14 protein-coding genes are annotated in these 17,637 nt (G+C 48.2%); 3 read left to right on the top strand and 11 right to left on the bottom strand.

The window, feature by feature from the left end:
• Positions 1-66: 66 nt before the first annotated feature.
• Entirely contained in the window at positions 67-2,307 is a 2,241-nt protein-coding gene (locus tag BXP70_RS15115; protein WP_086594932.1) for a sodium-translocating pyrophosphatase, read from the bottom strand.
• Positions 2,308-2,484: 177 nt separating this feature from the next.
• Positions 2,485-3,399, bottom strand: a complete 915-nt coding sequence (locus BXP70_RS15110) for a M20/M25/M40 family metallo-hydrolase (RefSeq protein WP_086594931.1) — start codon at positions 3,397-3,399, stop codon at positions 2,485-2,487.
• A gap of 110 nt (positions 3,400-3,509) precedes the next feature.
• Between BXP70_RS15110 and BXP70_RS15105 the strand changes: the two genes are divergently transcribed.
• Complete coding sequence (locus tag BXP70_RS15105; RefSeq protein WP_086594930.1) at positions 3,510-4,754, top strand: tol-pal system protein YbgF; 1,245 nt, start codon at positions 3,510-3,512, stop codon at positions 4,752-4,754.
• Positions 4,755-4,775: 21 nt separating this feature from the next.
• Positions 4,776-6,140: a hypothetical protein gene (locus BXP70_RS15100; protein WP_086594929.1), complete on the top strand. Its 1,365-nt coding sequence runs from the start codon at positions 4,776-4,778 to the stop codon at positions 6,138-6,140.
• Here BXP70_RS15100 and BXP70_RS15095 read toward each other — a convergent pair.
• A complete protein-coding gene (locus BXP70_RS15095) occupies positions 6,092-7,159 on the bottom strand; it encodes a glycosyltransferase family 4 protein (RefSeq protein ID WP_086594928.1) in 1,068 nt (355 codons plus the stop codon). The genes BXP70_RS15100 and BXP70_RS15095 overlap by 49 nt on opposite strands.
• Positions 7,160-7,360: 201 nt before the next feature.
• Here BXP70_RS15095 and rffA point away from each other — a divergent pair, with 201 nt between their 5' ends.
• A complete protein-coding gene (gene rffA / locus BXP70_RS15090) occupies positions 7,361-8,512 on the top strand; it encodes a dTDP-4-amino-4,6-dideoxygalactose transaminase (protein WP_086594927.1) in 1,152 nt (383 codons plus the stop codon).
• Here rffA and BXP70_RS15085 read toward each other — a convergent pair.
• The 8 genes from BXP70_RS15085 to BXP70_RS15050 form a co-directional block, all read right to left on the bottom strand.
• Positions 8,485-9,630 (bottom strand): glycosyltransferase family 4 protein, encoded by a 1,146-nt coding sequence (locus tag BXP70_RS15085; protein WP_143436518.1) that lies wholly within the window; start codon positions 9,628-9,630, stop codon positions 8,485-8,487. The genes rffA and BXP70_RS15085 overlap by 28 nt on opposite strands.
• A gap of 64 nt (positions 9,631-9,694) precedes the next feature.
• Positions 9,695-10,936 carry a glycosyltransferase gene (locus tag BXP70_RS15080; protein ID WP_086594925.1) on the bottom strand — a complete coding sequence of 414 codons (1,242 nt, stop codon included), beginning with the start codon at positions 10,934-10,936 and terminating at the stop codon, positions 9,695-9,697.
• A gap of 207 nt (positions 10,937-11,143) precedes the next feature.
• Positions 11,144-12,193 carry an acyltransferase family protein gene (locus BXP70_RS15075; RefSeq protein WP_218779799.1) on the bottom strand — a complete coding sequence of 350 codons (1,050 nt, stop codon included), beginning with the start codon at positions 12,191-12,193 and terminating at the stop codon, positions 11,144-11,146.
• Positions 12,194-12,239: 46 nt separating this feature from the next.
• Positions 12,240-13,124, bottom strand: a complete 885-nt coding sequence (locus tag BXP70_RS15070) for a glycosyltransferase family 2 protein (protein ID WP_086594923.1) — start codon at positions 13,122-13,124, stop codon at positions 12,240-12,242.
• Positions 13,124-14,050, bottom strand: a complete 927-nt coding sequence (locus BXP70_RS15065) for a glycosyltransferase family 2 protein (protein ID WP_086594922.1) — start codon at positions 14,048-14,050, stop codon at positions 13,124-13,126. Before BXP70_RS15065 ends, BXP70_RS15070 begins: the two co-directional genes overlap by 1 nt.
• Before the next feature lie 6 nt (positions 14,051-14,056).
• On the bottom strand, positions 14,057-15,376 hold the full coding sequence (locus BXP70_RS15060; RefSeq protein ID WP_086594921.1) for a glycosyltransferase family 4 protein: 1,320 nt from the start codon (positions 15,374-15,376) through the stop codon (positions 14,057-14,059).
• A gap of 9 nt (positions 15,377-15,385) precedes the next feature.
• Positions 15,386-16,576 carry a glycosyltransferase family 4 protein gene (locus BXP70_RS15055; protein WP_086594920.1) on the bottom strand — a complete coding sequence of 397 codons (1,191 nt, stop codon included), beginning with the start codon at positions 16,574-16,576 and terminating at the stop codon, positions 15,386-15,388.
• 109 nt (positions 16,577-16,685) lie between these two features.
• Entirely contained in the window at positions 16,686-17,603 is a 918-nt protein-coding gene (locus BXP70_RS15050; RefSeq protein WP_179197708.1) for a glycosyltransferase family 2 protein, read from the bottom strand.
• Positions 17,604-17,637: the final 34 nt, after the last annotated feature.

The raw sequence follows: 17,637 nt of genomic DNA, 5'->3' as shown, positions 1-17,637 counted from the left end.
GCCCCTCCGGTGCGGAGGAGCAGCTTTAGCAGCCACAAAGCTAGGTAATAGTACCTAGGCCGTGCTTCAACGCAGTAGCAGTTGCGTAGCGGCCTGCCTTTTTGCTAGCTCCACTGGGGCTGGCGCCGGAAGAGAATTAGTTGCGGCCCACTGCTGTGTTTGATGCGTTGGCACTGGCGCCATGGCTTTATCGGGCGCGGCAATATGCGGGGCGATTACCAGCGACACGATAGACATCAGCTTGATCAGAATATTCATAGAAGGGCCCGACGTGTCCTTGAAGGGGTCGCCGACGGTGTCGCCAGTGACGGAGGCTTTGTGCGCGTCGGACCCTTTGTATTCCATCTTCCCATCAATCAGCACGCCTTTTTCAAACGACTTCTTGGCGTTATCCCAGGCGCCACCCGCGTTGCTTTGGAACATAGCCATGAGCACGCCCGACACCGTTACGCCGGCCAGCGTTCCACCTAGCACTTCGGGGCCCATCGTGAAGCCAATAATAATCGGCACGACGAGCGCAATAGCGCCTGGCAGCATCATCTCTCGAATAGCGGCCTGCGTCGAAATAGCCACGCACTTCTCGTACTCCGGTCGGCCGGTTCCCTCCATGATGCCCGGAATTTCGCGAAACTGCCGGCGTACTTCCTGCACCATGGCCATGGCTGCGCGCCCCACCGCCGAAATAGCGAGAGCCGAGAAGATGAAAGGAATCATGGCCCCCACAAACAAGCCCGCCAATACGCGTGCGTTGCTGATATCGATGCGCGCAATATTGGCCGTGCCCATAAAGGCCGCAAACAGAGCTAGGGAAGTAAGGGCCGCGGAGGCAATAGCGAAGCCTTTTCCCGTAGCAGCGGTGGTGTTGCCAACGGCGTCCAGAATGTCGGTTCGCTCGCGCACCTCTTTAGGCAACTCACTCATTTCGGCAATGCCGCCAGCGTTATCGGCAATGGGTCCAAAAGCATCAATGGCGAGTTGCATGGCTGTCGTAGCCATCATGCCCGCGGCAGCAATGGCTACCCCATAAAGCCCAGCAAACTGAAACGATAGAATAATGCCAGCGGCTAGCACCAGAATCGGCAGCACCGTCGATTCCATGCCCACAGCTAGCCCCCCGATGACCGTCGTAGCGTGTCCAGTGCTGCTTTGCCGCACAATGCTCAGCACGGGCCGCTTGCCCATGGCGGTGTAATACTCGGTGATAATGCTCATCAGCGTCCCAACGATCAGCCCAACAATGATGGCGTAAAAGACGTCGAGCGACGTGAAAGGCACGGCCCCAGACCGCCCGATGATCAGGTCGCCGGGGGGCAACATCCAGCGCACCAAAAAGAAGGACGAAGCCGCCGTAAGCAGCACCGAAACGTAGTTGCCAAAATTCAGCGCCGCTTGCACGTTGCCACCCTCCTTTACCCGCACCATCAGCACGCCAATTAGGGAGGAGATGATGCCAACACCAGCTATGACCATTGGCAACAAGATGGGCGATAACCCGTTGAACTTGTCGCCGACGGCTACCACTTCACGCCCGAGCACCATGGTCGCCAAAATAGTTGCCACATAGGACCCAAACAGGTCGGCACCCATACCGGCTACGTCGCCTACGTTGTCGCCTACGTTATCGGCAATAGTGGCCGGGTTGCGCGGATCATCTTCGGGAATGCCGGCTTCCACTTTGCCCACAAGGTCGGCGCCTACGTCGGCAGCTTTGGTGTAAATACCACCTCCTACGCGCGCAAACAAAGCAATGCTCTCGGCGCCCAACGAAAAACCCGTCAGCACTTCCAGCGCCTTTTCCATCTCGATGCCATTGGCCCCCGCTCCTACGTTGACCACAAACAAGTTGTAGAACACAATGAACAGAGAACCTAGCCCCAGTACTGCCAAACCGGCCACGCCCATGCCCATCACCGATCCGCCCGAAAACGACACGTTCAATGCCTGCGCCAAGCTCGTGCGGGCTGCTTGAGCTGTGCGCACGTTAGCCTTCGTGGCAATTTTCATCCCGATGAAACCGGCTAAGGCAGAGAATACAGCGCCAATAAGAAATGCAATGACAATGATGGGGCTGGATTTTTCGCCGGTGCTACCTAGATATCCTAAAAAAGCGCACGCAATAAGGGCAAACAACGCCAAAATGCGGTATTCGGCCCTAAGGAAAGCAATAGCTCCATCGGCGATGTAGCCGGCAATGGTTTGCATGTGCTCATTGCCAGCGTCTTGCCGGGCCACCCAGCCCGCCCGAAGCCACGTGTAAAGCAAGGCCAGCACGCCAAGCGCCGGCGCAACGTAGAGAATACTCATCATAAGCGCTGAAAGTAAGAAGGTGGGAGTTTGGAGAAGAATGGGTTGAGGCTGGTAAAATAGACCTTTTAACCGCAATGTCAACCCCCTACTACCCAACTACTTTCAGCCTTTTTGAGCTGCCTTCCAGATTCTTCGTCGTGGCACCTAGCTTTGTGCTGCTACGCCCGGCCAAGCAGGCTATAATTCTCGCATTAACACCTGATATAAAGCAAGCATACTGGCAATGTCCCGTTTGTCCACTATTTCGTCGGGAGAGTGGACGTTGTCTTCCGGAGCACCCACGAAGCACCAATCCCAGGGGTACGCGCTGTGCTGAAGCTCCTTGGCGTCGGAACCGCCCCCACCTTCTACTTCCAACTGATGCGGAATACCCGAAGCTCCAGCAATAGCGCGAATCCGGTCGACGTAGGAGCGCCGTGGAATGAGCGAGTCGCGAAGTGAAATTGCGACCCCAGCGCCGGGGCGTACTCCCTCGGTTACCCAAGTAATATCCGAGATAAGGGCCTGCCGTACCCCATATTCTTCGTAGATGTACTTCGCTAGGTAAGCCACCGAGCCACCACCGTGCTCTTCCCAACAGCCAAACGCAATGATGCCATCGGTGAGCGTTTCGGCCAGGCGCAGGGCATTCCACACCCCCAGGCGATTGTCGAGGTAGCAGGACTGCACCGTATCCGCCGTTTCGCGAAAATCGCAGTAAAAGGTGAGCTCCGTACCGCGTTCAATATCGCGGGTGAACTCATAACCTAGCTCACCGGTTTGCCTTTCTACAGTAAGAGTACACTCCACGGGCCCGTGCCCATCTTGGCCCACCAACCGGTAGCCAGGCTCTGTGCGCGGACCACCAATACACACAAGTTGGCGCCCGTAGCGCACCGTGAACCCAATGCTATCGAGGTGGGCAAAAACAGCCGTCCGGGGCTTACCGAAAACGAGTATTATGCAATCCTGAAAACGCTCATCATACACTATTTTCGGTTCGGCTTTCCAACTTGCCTGCTGCTCACGTATATACTGCAACAAAAAGTTGGTCAGGGGTGCTTCGTTGCCAGAAGGCGCGGCGATCTGACACAAGGTGCGTAAAAGGTCCATTCTCGTTCGTCTACTACTTCAATACTAGGATAAAAGCCATACTTTAGCCTTTCTGTTAGGCGGCTTACGCGCAGCTAAGGTTGCTTGTTCGGCCGCAATTAGACGCCTCCATGCTCCAAAAAAACTTCTTCGTCTTCTTCCTGGCTTTGTTGTCCATTCCTGCCTTGGCACAACAGCCCGACACGGCCAAAAAAGCGCCCATGCGCAATATTGAGGTCGAGAATGTAGATGTGATGCCGGGCGCTATCGACACAAAAGGGTGGTTGCTGCTAGACAAAGACATTCAAACGGAGTTGGATGGGGCCGTACAGAACCTCTACAACTTTAAGTTCGACAAGGCAGAAAAGCAGTTTCGCTCGTTGCGTCGGCGCTACTCACATCATCCTATGCCGTACTTTCTGCTCGGCCTAAGCACTTGGTGGAAAATTGTGCCGAGCAACGTGCAGACGAAGCAGTACGACAACATCTTTTTCGCCTACATGGATACAGCCATCGTGAATGGAGAGAAGCTTTACGAAGCCGATCATAAGAATTACGAAGCCTGTTTTTTCCTAGCCGCCGCTTATGGGTTCAGTGCCCGCTTGCACGCGGAACGCAAGGACTGGCGCAAGGCCACCGTCAACAGCAAAAAATCACTCGATTACCTAGATAAGAGCAAGGAAGCCAACGGCCTCAGCCCAGAATTCCTGTTCGGGCAGGCGCTTTTCAATTATTACGCCGTTTGGATTCCAGAAAACTATCCGTTGCTCAAGCCGGTATTGCTGTTCTTCCCTAAAGGGAACAAGCAGCTAGGTATTCAGCAGCTGCGCAATGTGGCGGATAATGGGTTTTACGTTGGGCTGGAAGCCAAGACTTTCCTGATGCGTATTCTCAATAACGAAGAAAACAACCCGGCGCTGGCCATGCCTATCTCGCGCTACCTAGCTACGCATTACCCCGACAATGCGTACTTCCAGCGCTTTTACGATTTGTTGTGCTTCAATAACGGCGAGTTTCGCGAATGTGAACGGGTAAGCAACGAGATTCTGGACAAGCTAAACCGCGGCTTGCCAGGCTACGAAGGCATCAGTGGCCGTTATGCCACTTACTTTCTAGGATGGCTGATGCAGAACAAGTACAAAGACCTTGTGAAAGCAAAGGACTATTACCAACGCTGCATTGTTTTTGCCGAAAGCACCAATGACACTGCTGGCGGCTTTTACCTCTATTCTAACCTCAACCTAGCTCGCCTTGCCGAACGGGAGAAAGATAAAACAGGAGCGCGGCGCTATTACCAAGCCGTAGTAGACCACGCCGACCACGACCTAGAGCAATACAAAGAGGCGAAGGCCTACCTCAAGAAAAATAAAAAGTAAGCGGGCGCTACGTGCTGTTGTATGGAATTAAAGGACCTTTTTCTTACGCCCATTTACTTGTTGCTCTTCTACGGCATTGCCTTCGCCGTACGGAAAAAAGTGACGAATAAATTCACGAAAAAGTATTTTATCCCTGCACTCACTGCCAAGTTCGTCGGTGCTCTTGGCCTAGGTTTGATTTATCAGTTTTACTACGGTGGTGGAGATACGTTTAACTATTTCGCTCATACCAAAGTCGTTTATCAAGCATTCAGCGACTCTGCATCTGTTGGTCTGAAACTCATTTTCGGCGACAACACCAAATTCGACCCTGAATTAACGCGCTACATTGCGCAGATGTACTGGTACGGTTCCTCTACCGAATACTTTGTTGTGCGTGTGGCCGGCTTTTTTGCTATTTTCTCTTTCTGCACCTATGCGGTAATCGGGTTGATGTTTGCGGCCTTGAGTTTTACAGGCATGTGGGCTACCTACATCACATTTGTCCGTATTTTTCCCTTAGCTTATCAAAAGCTAGCATTAGCCGTATTTTTTCTTCCCTCCGTTTTTTTCTGGGGTTCTGGCTTGATGAAAGACTCCCTATGTGTTGGAGCACTAGGCTGGACCTTTTACGGCTTTTACCATGCCACCATCGAGAAGAAAAACATCCTATTTGCTGGTGTACTGGGCGCTCTAGGAGCTTATGTCCTTGTCTCGGTTAAAGTTTACATTCTGTTATCCTTTTTACCGCCAGCATTGCTCTGGGTGTTCAATGAAAATAACCAGCGTATCCGTTCCGCTAGCGTACGCATGCTGCTTAAGCCGTTCTTCTTGGTTTTAGGTGGTGCCACTGCGCTTCTAGGCACTACCAAACTAACGGCGGGCGATGATAAGTACGACGTAGATAAAATTGGCGAGCGGACTCGAATCAATAGTACCTATCTGACCTCGCAGGTTGCTACAGGCTCGGCTTATAACATTGGTACGTTCGACGGTTCTATCGGCTCCATGGTTAAAGTAGCGCCACAAGCGGTAGTTGTCAGTTTATTTCGTCCTTTCTTGTTTGAAGCGCGCAACCCAGTCATGCTGCTGTCGGCACTGGAGGCCACTTTGTTCCTGTATTTAACAATAAAGCTATTCTACCGGACAGGTATACTTAAAAGTTTAAAACTCATCGCTTCTCAACCTATTCTGACGTTTTGCTTTCTTTTCTCTATTGTATTAGCAGTGGGGGTAGGCACTAATAGCGGCAACTTTGGTACGTTGGTGCGTTATAAGATTCCGTTAATGCCCTTTTACTTATCGGCCCTTTACATTATGCAGTATAAGGCTGCCGTACCAAAGAAGCCCAAAAGGCCTCAGCTGAACAGGCTGAGAAATACTCCTCGGTTGGCCGTTACAGAATAGCGCGCTTCCACGGTTGCGCGGGCAGCCTGCCCTAGGTGCTGGCGCAGGGATGCATCTTGCAGCAGGGCACGTAACGCCGTTTCCCATTCGGCAGGCGTGGCACACACATAGCCGTTTACTCCCTCTGTTACGACTTCTGTGTTCATACCAACGGGCGACACAAGCGCCGGAACGCCGAGTGCCATGTATTGCAGTGCTTTGAAGGCGCATTTTCCATTTGCCCAAGCATCATCTTCTAAGGGCATCAAGCCTACATTGAAAGCCAGCAAGTCGGCTATTTCCGTGTCTTTTCGCCACGGCTGGTACACGAGTGACTTGAGAGGTAATTGGGGTGGTTGATTGGAAATGACGCGAAATTCAAAATCGTATTCTTGTTCAAGCTTCGTTAGTACCGGTACTACTTGCTCGATGTAGCGTAGAGTGGAGTGCGTACCCGTCCACCCGATAACAAACCTGCCTGACTGCGTCTGATTTTTTACCTGGTTATGCAGGTTGACCGTGTCAATTGTGGTTGGGTTGACAATAGCCTGCGAGTTGAACCTTTTGGCATACGTCTGCAAATAAGCATTGCCGCAGCTTACTTTATATGCCCAGCGGCAGATGCTACCTACTTTCTGATGCCATTTCACCCCAGCCACGAGCTTATTCGCCTCAGATGTATTGGGAATCCAAATAGCGTCGTCGAAATCGTAGATAATTTTTTTCCGCAGAATCTTTGCTATGATCCATTCAAAGATAGGTGGGCCGATTGGTGATGCTTCCCGGTGAATAAATATGTAATCGTACTTGGCAGCAGTAGCCATCAGTAAAAAGCGTCGGCCAAAGCCGGCAAGTATGCCTCTAGCTTTGGCAAGCGTATGCCCCGGCTTGTACAAGATGCCCCAGGTTGCATCAGAAATAAACGGGGCCATGTGCCACGTGTGCCCGGCTTTGGTTAAGAAGTCAAGGTACTGCTCGAACCGGAAGCGCTGAGAAGGCGCTTTGCCAGGCGGGTAAGGCACAATAAAAAGCAACTGCATAAGAGAATAACGAACTAGCAAGAGCCAACAATAAGTTTGCAAAGGTCGGCAATGCGAGGCAGATAACGCGGCAGGTGTTCCGCTTATGCTAGCTTTCCCTTCCTCTGCTTTGCTACTGCTTATGCCGTCACTGTCGTGGAGTCGGTAACTTTCGCAAGAATCATCTTTCAGCCTCACCGAGCGAGCTGCTCTCCCCTACCAGTGCTAGCTTCCATCCCTTTCAACAAACCGTACCTTTCTGGCCAGGAGCTAGCTTACATCCAGCAGGCCCTGCGCAACGGAAAACTCTCTGGCAACGGTTGGTTTACCCAACAGTGCCAACAGTTTTTTGAACAACGATACGGTGTTCGCAAAGCGCTGCTTACTACGAGCGGGACGGCAGCCTTGGAAATGGCCGCGTTGCTACTTGACATTCAGCCTGGTGATGAGGTAATCATTCCTACGTTCACTTTCACATCTACAGCCAATGCTTTTGTGTTGCGGGGCGCCCATGTTGTTTTCGCCGATAGCCTACCCGATCATCCCAATATCGATATTACGCAACTTGAGCAGCTAATTACGCCGCGCACACGCGCACTAGTAGTCGTTCACTACGCCGGTGTTGCCTGCGACATGGCAGCCGTAATGCAGCTAGCGCAACGTTATAATCTGTTTGTGATAGAAGATGCCGCGCAAGCCATCGACAGCTATTACCAACAGCGCCCCCTAGGTAGTATCGGTCATTTGGCAGCCTTTTCCTTCCACGAAACCAAGAATGTGATTGCAGGCGAAGGCGGCTTACTGGCCATTAATGATGAGCAATTTCAAGCACGGGCCGAGATAATTTGGGAAAAAGGCACTAACAGAGCGGCCTACTTTCGGGGCGAAACCGCACGTTACCAGTGGGTTGATGTGGGCTCTTCCTACCTAGCCTCAGAATTAAACGCAGCTTATCTCTGGGCACAGCTCGAAAACCTAGCTTTCATCCAAGCACAGCGCCAGCAACAATGGGAACAGTACTATACTGCCTTGGTACCATTGGCAGCTGCCAATGCCTTTGCGTTGCCCATGGTACCTGCTTATGCGCGGCACAACTGGCACATCTTCTATGTAGTATGTCGCACGTTGGAGGAGCGTACTGCTCTTATCAAGTACCTAGGTACCCACCGTATTTTAGCGGTTTTTCATTATCAGACGCTTCACAATAGCCCCTTTTATTACGCTCGCCATGATGGTCGTGCGTTGACTAGAGCTAGCTTTTATGCTGATCATCTTGTACGCCTGCCTTTATTCTATGAGTTGACGCTTGCTGATCAGCAAAGAATCATTGCGGTCCTACACGAGTTCTACGCTTTGGCACCCAATAATTCCTGATAAATACGCCCTAACTTCTCATACGTGGTGGCCTGCTGAAACTTGTGCCGCACATAGTCTCTCCCAGCAGCGGCAAATCGTGCTCTTTCTGCCGGATCAGCCGCCAACCTACCTATGGCTTCTGCCATGGCATCTACATCCCGGTTGGGCACCAGGAGCCCTGACTTTCCGTGCTCAAACAGCTCCGCCGGTCCGCCGCAATCGGTGGCAATGAGAGGCGTACCATAATACAAAGCATCAAGGCAAGTAAGGGAGAAGGACTCAGACTCAGAGAAGTTCAGCAAGATATCTGCCTCTTTGATACGCTTTTCTACGTCGGTCACGAAACCGCCAAAAGTCACTACGGCGGCTAGCCCGTGCTGTTGCACCTGTACCTCTAGCTGCTGCCGGAACTGCCGGTTCTTTTCTAGGCCCATGTCGCCACCCACAAACGTCAGACGTAAACGGTCATTGCGCATGTATGCTTTGCGAAAAGCTTCGAAGGCAAAGTTCTGCCCTTTCCCCTGGATATAGTTGCTCAAGTACAGCAGTTGCACAGTTTTATCCGAACGCTGCGCCGGCACAACCGACACAGCATGCTTTTCTGCCGTCGGAATAGGATCAAATACTACACGTACCTTGTCAGTGGCGCTGAAGTAACGCCGCACGGCTTCAGATACACAGAGTACCCGATCAGCAAACCGTTCGGCCAGCCAACGCCACGTACGAGCTAATGGCTGCGGCAGGCTCTGCGGCAAAAACCGTACGTGCGTCACAACTTGCAACTTACCTAGGCTAAGTAATTTGGCCACATAGCCCGTTAGGTTATAGAAGTCGTTAAGATGGATGATACTAGCCTTATGAAGTTGCGCTAATCTGTGCAGTCGCCAGCCATTCAGTAGGAGCATAGGTCCGTAGCGTAGCAGCGCTGTTTTACGCCGGCTAATTTCTACAAACGGTAGCTCGTGCACTTGGTAGCCAGCTTGCTCTAGCACTTGCTTACCTGAACTCCCAGTAGGCAAGATGTATACAAACTCGTATCGCGCTTTTAATTGGTCAGAGGCATTACGAATAGCAACGAGTGCGCCCGTCACCGCCACTGAATTATCAGCAATAAAAATGACAGGTCTGGAATTCAACAAAGTCTGAAATAAAAAGCTAAAATAATGACAGTAAGTATAAAGGCTGCAAATGATAAGACTATTAGCTACCTAAAACTTCATCTATTATTTGGCTCCAACGCTGGAAGGTGCGGGTGTGCGAGAAATCATCAGAACGCTGCTGTGCCAATTGCCCTAAGCGCTTGCGCTCGGTTTCATCATTTAATAACCGCATTAACGTATCTACCCATATTTGCTGGTCAGCGCTCAACGTAGATACGTTATTAAGCATCGGCATTAATACTCCGTATTCAGCCACCTCGGCAGTGCGAATAGGCGTAGCGGGGGTAGTAGAAGAAGGGGCTAGCATTTCTCGCGGACCAGTTGGACAATCCGTAGTTACTACAGCTACCCCACAAGTCATAGCTTCGCCGAGCGCAAGCGGAAAGCCTTCCCAAGATGAGGGAAATACAAATAAGCTAGCAGGCCGAATGTATTTGAATGGGTTCTTCTGCAAACCCATAAAGTATACGTCGTAGTTAGGAGAAAGGACATCTCCAGCCCACGCTTCGTACACGCGTAGACCTAGGTCACGTGCCTGACGAGTCAGGGAATTACGTAAATCGCCATCGCCAATAAAAACCAATTTAGCAGTTTGCCGCCTAATCAATTCAGCGAAAATAGTTAATAAGGGCGCTTGGTTTTTTTGTATGGCTAATCGTCCAGATGTTACTAATACTGGAGCTGTTGCATACACAGCCTGCATAGCAGCGTCCAGAGTTTCGAGCGACTCAGCCCGGACCTGTTCCACCTCAAATGAATTATTGATAGCAACTAGCTTATCTGGAGATACGCCAAATTCGTCTACCATTTCCGGGATTATATCTCGACTTACCGTCACTATACGATCGGCCCTTCGATATAGCCAAGGCATGAGTCCTTTCTTACGCAGCCATCCAATAGGGCCGCTAATATTATGATCATGCGTTTTGGACCCCTGAATTAATAAAATAACTTTCTCACGCCCCTTGCTTAGCAAATTTATATAGTCAGCTCCTTCCAAATGGCTAATGCAGATATCTGTACTCAAACGTTGCTTTAGTTCCCGAAGACGAACAATTCGTTTTCTAAAATTTGAAGCTTTATTAAAGGGACTTCCACCACCAGACACTCCCAAGCTTTCCACGGGGTTGCCGCTAGGATAGATGTTGGGCTCATCTAAATTGAACACAACCTCCGTCACTTCGTAGCGTTTCTGCAACTCTACGCTATGGTCATGAAAGGCACGCTGAGCACCACCTAAACCTAGGTTCGGAATCACCATTAATAATTTTGCCTTCTTCATGAAATCTCACAAGCCATCACCCTAGCTTAGTTTAAGAAATTATTTTGACAGATGAGTAAAAATAAAATAATACACTAAAATATTAATTACCACAAAAACAATCAAAGTATTACTACCCAATCATTCATTTAAACAGCTTACCTAAACCATATAACTATAGCAAGTACACAGATTATAAACAAACTCTCCTATCATATAAAATGATAGTTATGTATTCTTTCTAACCCCTACTGAATTAGCTAAAGCTATGAATTTTTTCTCGATTACCAGATAAAATACATAAGAGCCTAGTATAGCAAATAGCAAGCATAGAGCTAAAATAAGTATCTTATTCACCAAGGATGTAGGGTCAACAATTTTAATGAGAAAGTATTCACAAGTAGTCCCAATTAGAACATGAAGCAAATAGAAAGAATAAGATATTTTACCTAAAAAATCGAAAGCAGGATGCTTGAACCTAGCAAAACTAATAACAATAGCACTTACAAATCCAGTTAAAGCCATATAAAAACTAAGCTGAAAATAGGCAATAGTGGAAAATATTAGAAGCAATATAAAATACTCAATTATGTTTATTTTCTTAATATAATACAATAGCGCTGTTCCACCAAGAGCAAAGAACAAGCTAAATCTAAAGAAATTCTCATTACTTTGGAATGGCAAATACTGAATAATATTCAACAATGTAAAAATTATAACAAATTTATATACATTAAAATCTTCAAATAAATTTCTAAAAATTAATCCGATTATTATATAGAATTGAAATTCTATTGCGAGTGTCCAAAATATTCCTAACACCCATTTATATTTACTAAAAGGAACTGTAAAAAGAATATTATTCAAAATCTGCCCCCAAGAAACTCCCGCAGTATAGACAACTTTATGTGCAATAATATAATCAATGAAAAAACCTTGCATTAACACCAAAGCTAAAGCAACATATGCTGGAGGATTTATCCTAACAACTCTTTTCTTCATATAAGCAAGGAACCCATTAATTCCGTGCTGTTTACCAAGAAGACTATAAGGAATAATAAATCCTGACAACACAAAGAATATATCTACACCTAACCACCCGTTACTAAAAAACATTTCAATTCGAGGGTCTCTTATCTTAGGCAAAGCGCCTCCTGTAAAATGATATAAGCAAACGCATAAAGCGGCAACTCCTCTCAAAAATGTAAGACCTTCTACAAATTTCTTTTTGGGCGTAGTAACGACTTCATTCTTCTTGTCTTCTTCGGTAGCAGCCACATCAATCATTTTTTGTAATTAAAAGTTACTTTTACAAACACTTAATCTATAGTAAATGCTTTATTGACGCCAAAAACCTCCGCCGCCAAATGACGGAAGGATCTACTTGTAACGCTTTACCCAAATACCATAACGTATCCAAACGCCGCTTTTTTGACAATGCCAACGCTAAGGTGATAAAGGTATACCGATTGGCAATAAAGTAATTAACTTGCTGAGGATAACGCTGTCGAAAGCTAGCGTTTTGGCGAATGAGTTGTCCGAAGAGCTCATCACGGGCAATAATGGCATCGGGCGCAATAGTATTAAGACTGCGTCCTTCGTGCTCTCGCAGGCAGAACGTTTTGACAGAAATACTGTGAAACAAATATTGGCTTGCCAAGCGTAGCCATAGTTCCCAATCCTCTGCTGATGCCAGCCGTCGATCTTCTACAAATGGGTTAGCTAGCGCAATGTCACGACGTACGAAGACTGTATTACAGGCCAGGAAGTTATTTTCTATGAGACCTTCGTTAGTACTCTGTTGAAAGTTGCATACTTCCAAAACTACGTGTCCAACAGCATCAACAATTTCGTATCCTGTATGCACTATTTCTATTGCCCCTTTCTGATCGAGAAAGTCCTTGACAACCCGAAGATGATTAGGATACATCTCATCATCGGAATCGAAGAAATTTAGATACTGACCACGAGCTTGTTGAGCACCATAATTACGAGCTGCACCACGCTCCCCATTTTCCTTATGAAAGTAGCGAACACGCGAATCTGTAATAGTTGCTACTATCTCCCGCGTGTTATCCCAACTACCGTCATCGACCAAGATTAACTCAAAATCTGAGTATTCTTGACGCAGAATAGAGGCTACTGTGTCGAGAATTATAGTAGCGCGGTTGTAACAGGGTACGATGATCGAGAAATAAGGCTGCCGCATCAGCTAGAAGCATTGGAATGGGCTTGCAGATCCCGGCCAGTCAATAGACGACCATATTGCTGAGCTAGATGACGGTTTGCTTTGCTGCGACCACCTGATAACAACAAGTTCACAATTTTGACACAATAGTAACTTGCCGTAGCTAATGATCCATACTCACGCCGCAGAAAAGTATCTTCATTGCGCAAAATCATGTTCATTTGATTAAGCTTCTTCTCTCGACGGGTGCTCTGTGAAAAGTGGTGAAGAATTCGTGCTTCGGGCAAATACTGAATTTCGTATCCTAGCTTACGTATGGCATAACACCATTGCAGGTCTTCAGCATACATAAAAAAATCATCTGGTAACTTACTATCAGGTAGTTCATCAATAACACGCCGCTTAACATGAAAATAGGTGCCCCAGATCCAATCTGGATTTAGAGCTGTTTCATGCCCAAAAAAAGTGCCTAGCATTAAATGACTACGTCGTCGAGAGTTCATTAACTTTTGTAGGCGTAGTAGCTCCACTACCTGCAAACTTAGGGATGGGAACCTACCACACTGGTATTGCAGCCGCCCATCAGGATATTGGAGCCGTCCAGTTGTCACACCTACTTTCTGATCAGCAGCTAAAGCCTGGTAAGTTATAGTAAGAGCATCATTAAGCAACGCGGCATCGCTATTGAAGAGCAGAATAGTTTCGCCTTGGGCATATTTAATACCTAGGTTGTTGCCCTTAGCAAAGCCAGAGTTCTCAGGATTACGTACTAGGCGTATCGCAGGAAACCGTTCTACAAACCGGCCGGGGTCGCACTCGGTGGAGGCATTATCTACTACTATAATTTCATAAGTCACGCCCTGCGTGTAAGTAATAATGGATTCAATTGCCTCACAGCTTAATTGAAATGTATTATAGTTGATAATTATAACGGAAACCTGAATCATAATCGCTTATTTTCTTGTGTCTTTTTCAGCTAGCACTTTCTGAAAAAGCCTTTCATACTTTTCTGCACAAGCTGCCATTCCAAACGTTTCGCGAATATGCTTAGCTGCTACCCCATGTTGTATCCGTAAGTTTGAATCAGTAGCATAAACCGACATCTGTTCTACCAGATGCTCAATGCGGGGAGTTGCATCGGAGTTCATTGATACCAGCAAACCGCCCGGTGTACCATCTTTAGGCTGTACTATCTCCGGAATCCCGCCTAAAGTACTGGCGACTACCGGTATGCCATGTTCATAGAACTCGATAATAGACAAAGGTAAGCCTTCGGAGAAACATGAAGCCATTATCCCTATATCACAGGCCGGCATCCAACTGTGCGGGTCATCAACGCTGCCGATGAAATGAATGTCCGAATGACTAGCTCCTACTTGCTTCTGTAGTTCATCAAGCACTGGCCCGGCTCCCATGCAAATGAAAGCCATTAGTTGAGCGGGAAGTTGCTCCTTCAGCTGCATGTATGCCCGTAGTGCATACTCCCAGCCTTTTTGCGCAGTTCCCCGTCCGATCATCCCAAAAACCAGCGTCGTAGCAGGAATATTTAGTCGCTGACGAATGGTAGCACGCGCTGGCAACTCACCCTGATGGACTTGTACCCCATTATAAATGGTGTATACCGGCACCGTCAACGGGACCTTGGTAACTAGCTTACCAGAATGACGTAAGCTACTAGCTTCCGCCTGAAAGTCTGCGGCAATAATTCTTGCTCCTGTTTTCTTTAGTGCTTCACTATCAACCGCCACGTCCGACGCATCCTGCTCGAGCAAGTGGCGGGAGTACTCAGATACTGCAACAATGGCGCTTCCTAAGTTGGCATAAGGCGTAAATGACCGATCCCCCATTTTGATAAGCATGGAGTACCCGCCATGATCTGTAACAACCAGTGGAATGCGACGACTCAGCTGTACCAACCTGGAGGTTCCAACCAGAAGCTCATGGCTATGCACCAAATCAATCTTGTATCGTCTTACTACATAAAATAGAAGAAGCGTTTTACAATACTCATGAAAAGATGCTTTTACGCCCAACCGTTTTAGTAAGCCGTTCAACTTCCAGCAGAATGCATTGAGCACCGGATAGCTATCCATTCCGATTACTGGAATTTCAGGTCGTAGGTACTGTGCTACCATGCCGCTATCCACCAGCTGTTCTCCCTGATTGAATAAGAATAGCTGATGGCCACGTTCGGCCATGGCGGAAGCTAACGACAACGCAAGCACGTGCGAACCAGCCTTCTCTAAACACAAAACAGAAACAAGAATCCTCATTAGTAGCTACTAGGCTTGGATGGCTAATACCTGCTGAAACGCTTGCTCGTATTGTGCGGCACAAGTTTGCATAGTAAACTGTCGGCTAGCCTGCTGGGCATTATGCGCATGCCTATTATATAGATCTGGTTCTGCATAATAGCGTCTCATTGCATGAGCCAACATTTTGACATCAGACGTATGAGTAACCGAGTTTAGTTCAATCAATTGCCCTGCAGAACCAGAAATCGGCTCCAACAACTCTGCTATACCACCTATACGAGTGGCAATGGCAGGTTTGCCACTTATCATATACTCAATAATGGCTAGTGGCAATGCTTCCGCTTGGAAGTGAGTAGGTAACAGGCCAACATCGAAACCTGCGATATAAAAATCTGGGTCAGGTACTTGCCCAACGAAGACAATATTTGTGTCAGTAGCGTAAGTATCTTGTAGGTGTTGCAAATAATCGCTCCCTCCAATGAACACCAGATAAGCTGGGCGCTGTGATACAAAACCGCAGAACTGTTGGAAAGCTTGTATAGCTTGCTCCCATCCCTTTTCCTTGATGCCCCGCGCTACCATTCCAAAAACAAAGGCGTCTGGGGGCAACGACAAACGTTGCCTCATTCCCGCTGCCGTGTGCTTACTGTCCGTCCTAACGCCATTGTAAACCGTCTGCACGCACGGAAGGTCCGTAAATGTTTGTTGTATTATTTGCTGGTTGTACTTCGAAACAGTTAGGATTCGACTGGAGGCACGCAGTGTGTCCACAAAATCACGACGTCCCTCCTGTATAAAGCGACTGTATTCACCATGCTCAGTTATGACTAGTGGTATCCCAAGCCCGTGCACAACTGGAGCACATATACGATCCGAATAAGTTGCGTGGCTGCTAACTAACTCGATCCGGTAGCGTCGCAGGCAGGCGCCTAGGTATGCTTGTTGGCGTTGCTCGTAAAATGTAGCCGCTTTGCCCAATGCTCCTTGCAGTGCATTTACCTTGTAAGCCCAATAGCTGCCGAGAGGATTATCCGCCATTGACAGCACCTTCACCTGAGCCGGCAGTAGGCGCTGTACCAGTGCATCATCAATCAACTCGGCTCTTTGGTTAAATAAGACTACTTCGTGGCCACGGCTTACTAACTCTGCCGCTAAATTCATAGCTAGCACCTCTCCCCCACCTACCTGCAACGACCATGTAGAAATTAATATCCTCATCAACCCTTACACTTTCCTGCAAAGATACAGGGAAGCATTGTGTCCTGGTGCTTTCCCTCCCTACTCTGATGCGCTAGCCTCACACTTGTTAGGCTAAGCCCCTGGCTGTTTACAGATAGTTCAGCACGAAATACAGCGCCTTCAGGGATAGCCGCCGTAGCTTTGCTAGCTCCAGTAACGAGAACACAACTCCGAACTTACGCTTATCGGAAGCACGGAGGTAGGTAGCTATGACAAAGGGGAACTTCGGATCATCTAAGGTAAGCTGATCCAGACTTCTCTTGATATTGAACACTAAACCGGCTTTTAGCAGCTGGCGCTTGGCAGGATAAGCAAAGTACAAATCGGATAGCGCCTCAACTGCCTGGGTTAAATTAAAACGACCTGTATTTGTGCTAGATACGGAAGCGCCATGCTCGCGATAAGCTGAATAGATGCCGGGTATGCATACCAGCTTACTGCCTGTCAGCAGCATCTTCAGCCATAAATGATAATCCTCAGCATTTTGAATAGGAAGTAGTTCGGTAAAGCCACCCGCACGCTCAATTGCGCTACGCGTAGCTAGCACCGTCAGAATAGGGATACTGTTATACTGCAACAGCACCTGTAATCCTGCTTCTCCGACGTAGAGCCCAGGAACTGACTGCATCGTCTTGGTTGAATCATTAAGTGTTAGCTCATCATGAAAGACGTAGGTATTCGAGAATACCAAATCAGCTTCCTCTGCCTCTAGCGCTTGCACCTGGACACTTAGCTTGGTTGGCAGCCACAAATCGTCTGCGTCCAAGAAGGCGATATACTCACCCGATGCCTTAGCAATACCATTGTTACGAGCCCGTCCTTGGCGGGCATTTGTCTGGTATACGTATTTGATGCGTGGGTCTTGGTGGCAATATTCTTCTACTATGGTGCGGGTGGCATCCGTGGATCCATCATCCACTACGATTAACTCCCAGTGGGTATATAGCTGCGCCAGTACACTTTCAATCGACTGAGCAATATAATGCCCCGCATTGTAAGCGGGCATAATGACGGATACTAGTGTGCTCATTCAGACAGCA

This window comes from Hymenobacter crusticola (genome assembly GCF_002154225.1).
GTDB classification, from domain to species: Bacteria; Bacteroidota; Bacteroidia; order Cytophagales; family Hymenobacteraceae; genus Hymenobacter; species Hymenobacter crusticola.
The sequence above is the reverse complement of the archived record's forward strand: the minus strand, read 5'-3'. Positions and strand labels throughout refer to the sequence as shown.

Coding starts and splice junctions, on each gene's coding strand:
- BXP70_RS15115 (WP_086594932.1), bottom strand. CDS start 2,307: ATGATGAGTATTCTCTACGTTGCGCCGGCGCTTGGCGTGCTGGCCTTG.
- BXP70_RS15110 (WP_086594931.1), bottom strand. CDS start 3,399: ATGGACCTTTTACGCACCTTGTGTCAGATCGCCGCGCCTTCTGGCAAC.
- BXP70_RS15105 (WP_086594930.1), top strand. CDS start 3,510: ATGCTCCAAAAAAACTTCTTCGTCTTCTTCCTGGCTTTGTTGTCCATT.
- BXP70_RS15100 (WP_086594929.1), top strand. CDS start 4,776: ATGGAATTAAAGGACCTTTTTCTTACGCCCATTTACTTGTTGCTCTTC.
- BXP70_RS15095 (WP_086594928.1), bottom strand. CDS start 7,159: ATGCAGTTGCTTTTTATTGTGCCTTACCCGCCTGGCAAAGCGCCTTCT.
- BXP70_RS15080 (WP_086594925.1), bottom strand. CDS start 10,936: ATGAAGAAGGCAAAATTATTAATGGTGATTCCGAACCTAGGTTTAGGT.
- BXP70_RS15070 (WP_086594923.1), bottom strand. CDS start 13,124: ATGCGGCAGCCTTATTTCTCGATCATCGTACCCTGTTACAACCGCGCT.
- BXP70_RS15065 (WP_086594922.1), bottom strand. CDS start 14,050: ATGATTCAGGTTTCCGTTATAATTATCAACTATAATACATTTCAATTA.
- BXP70_RS15060 (WP_086594921.1), bottom strand. CDS start 15,376: ATGAGGATTCTTGTTTCTGTTTTGTGTTTAGAGAAGGCTGGTTCGCAC.
- BXP70_RS15055 (WP_086594920.1), bottom strand. CDS start 16,576: ATGAGGATATTAATTTCTACATGGTCGTTGCAGGTAGGTGGGGGAGAG.
- BXP70_RS15050 (WP_179197708.1), bottom strand. CDS start 17,603: ATGCCCGCTTACAATGCGGGGCATTATATTGCTCAGTCGATTGAAAGT.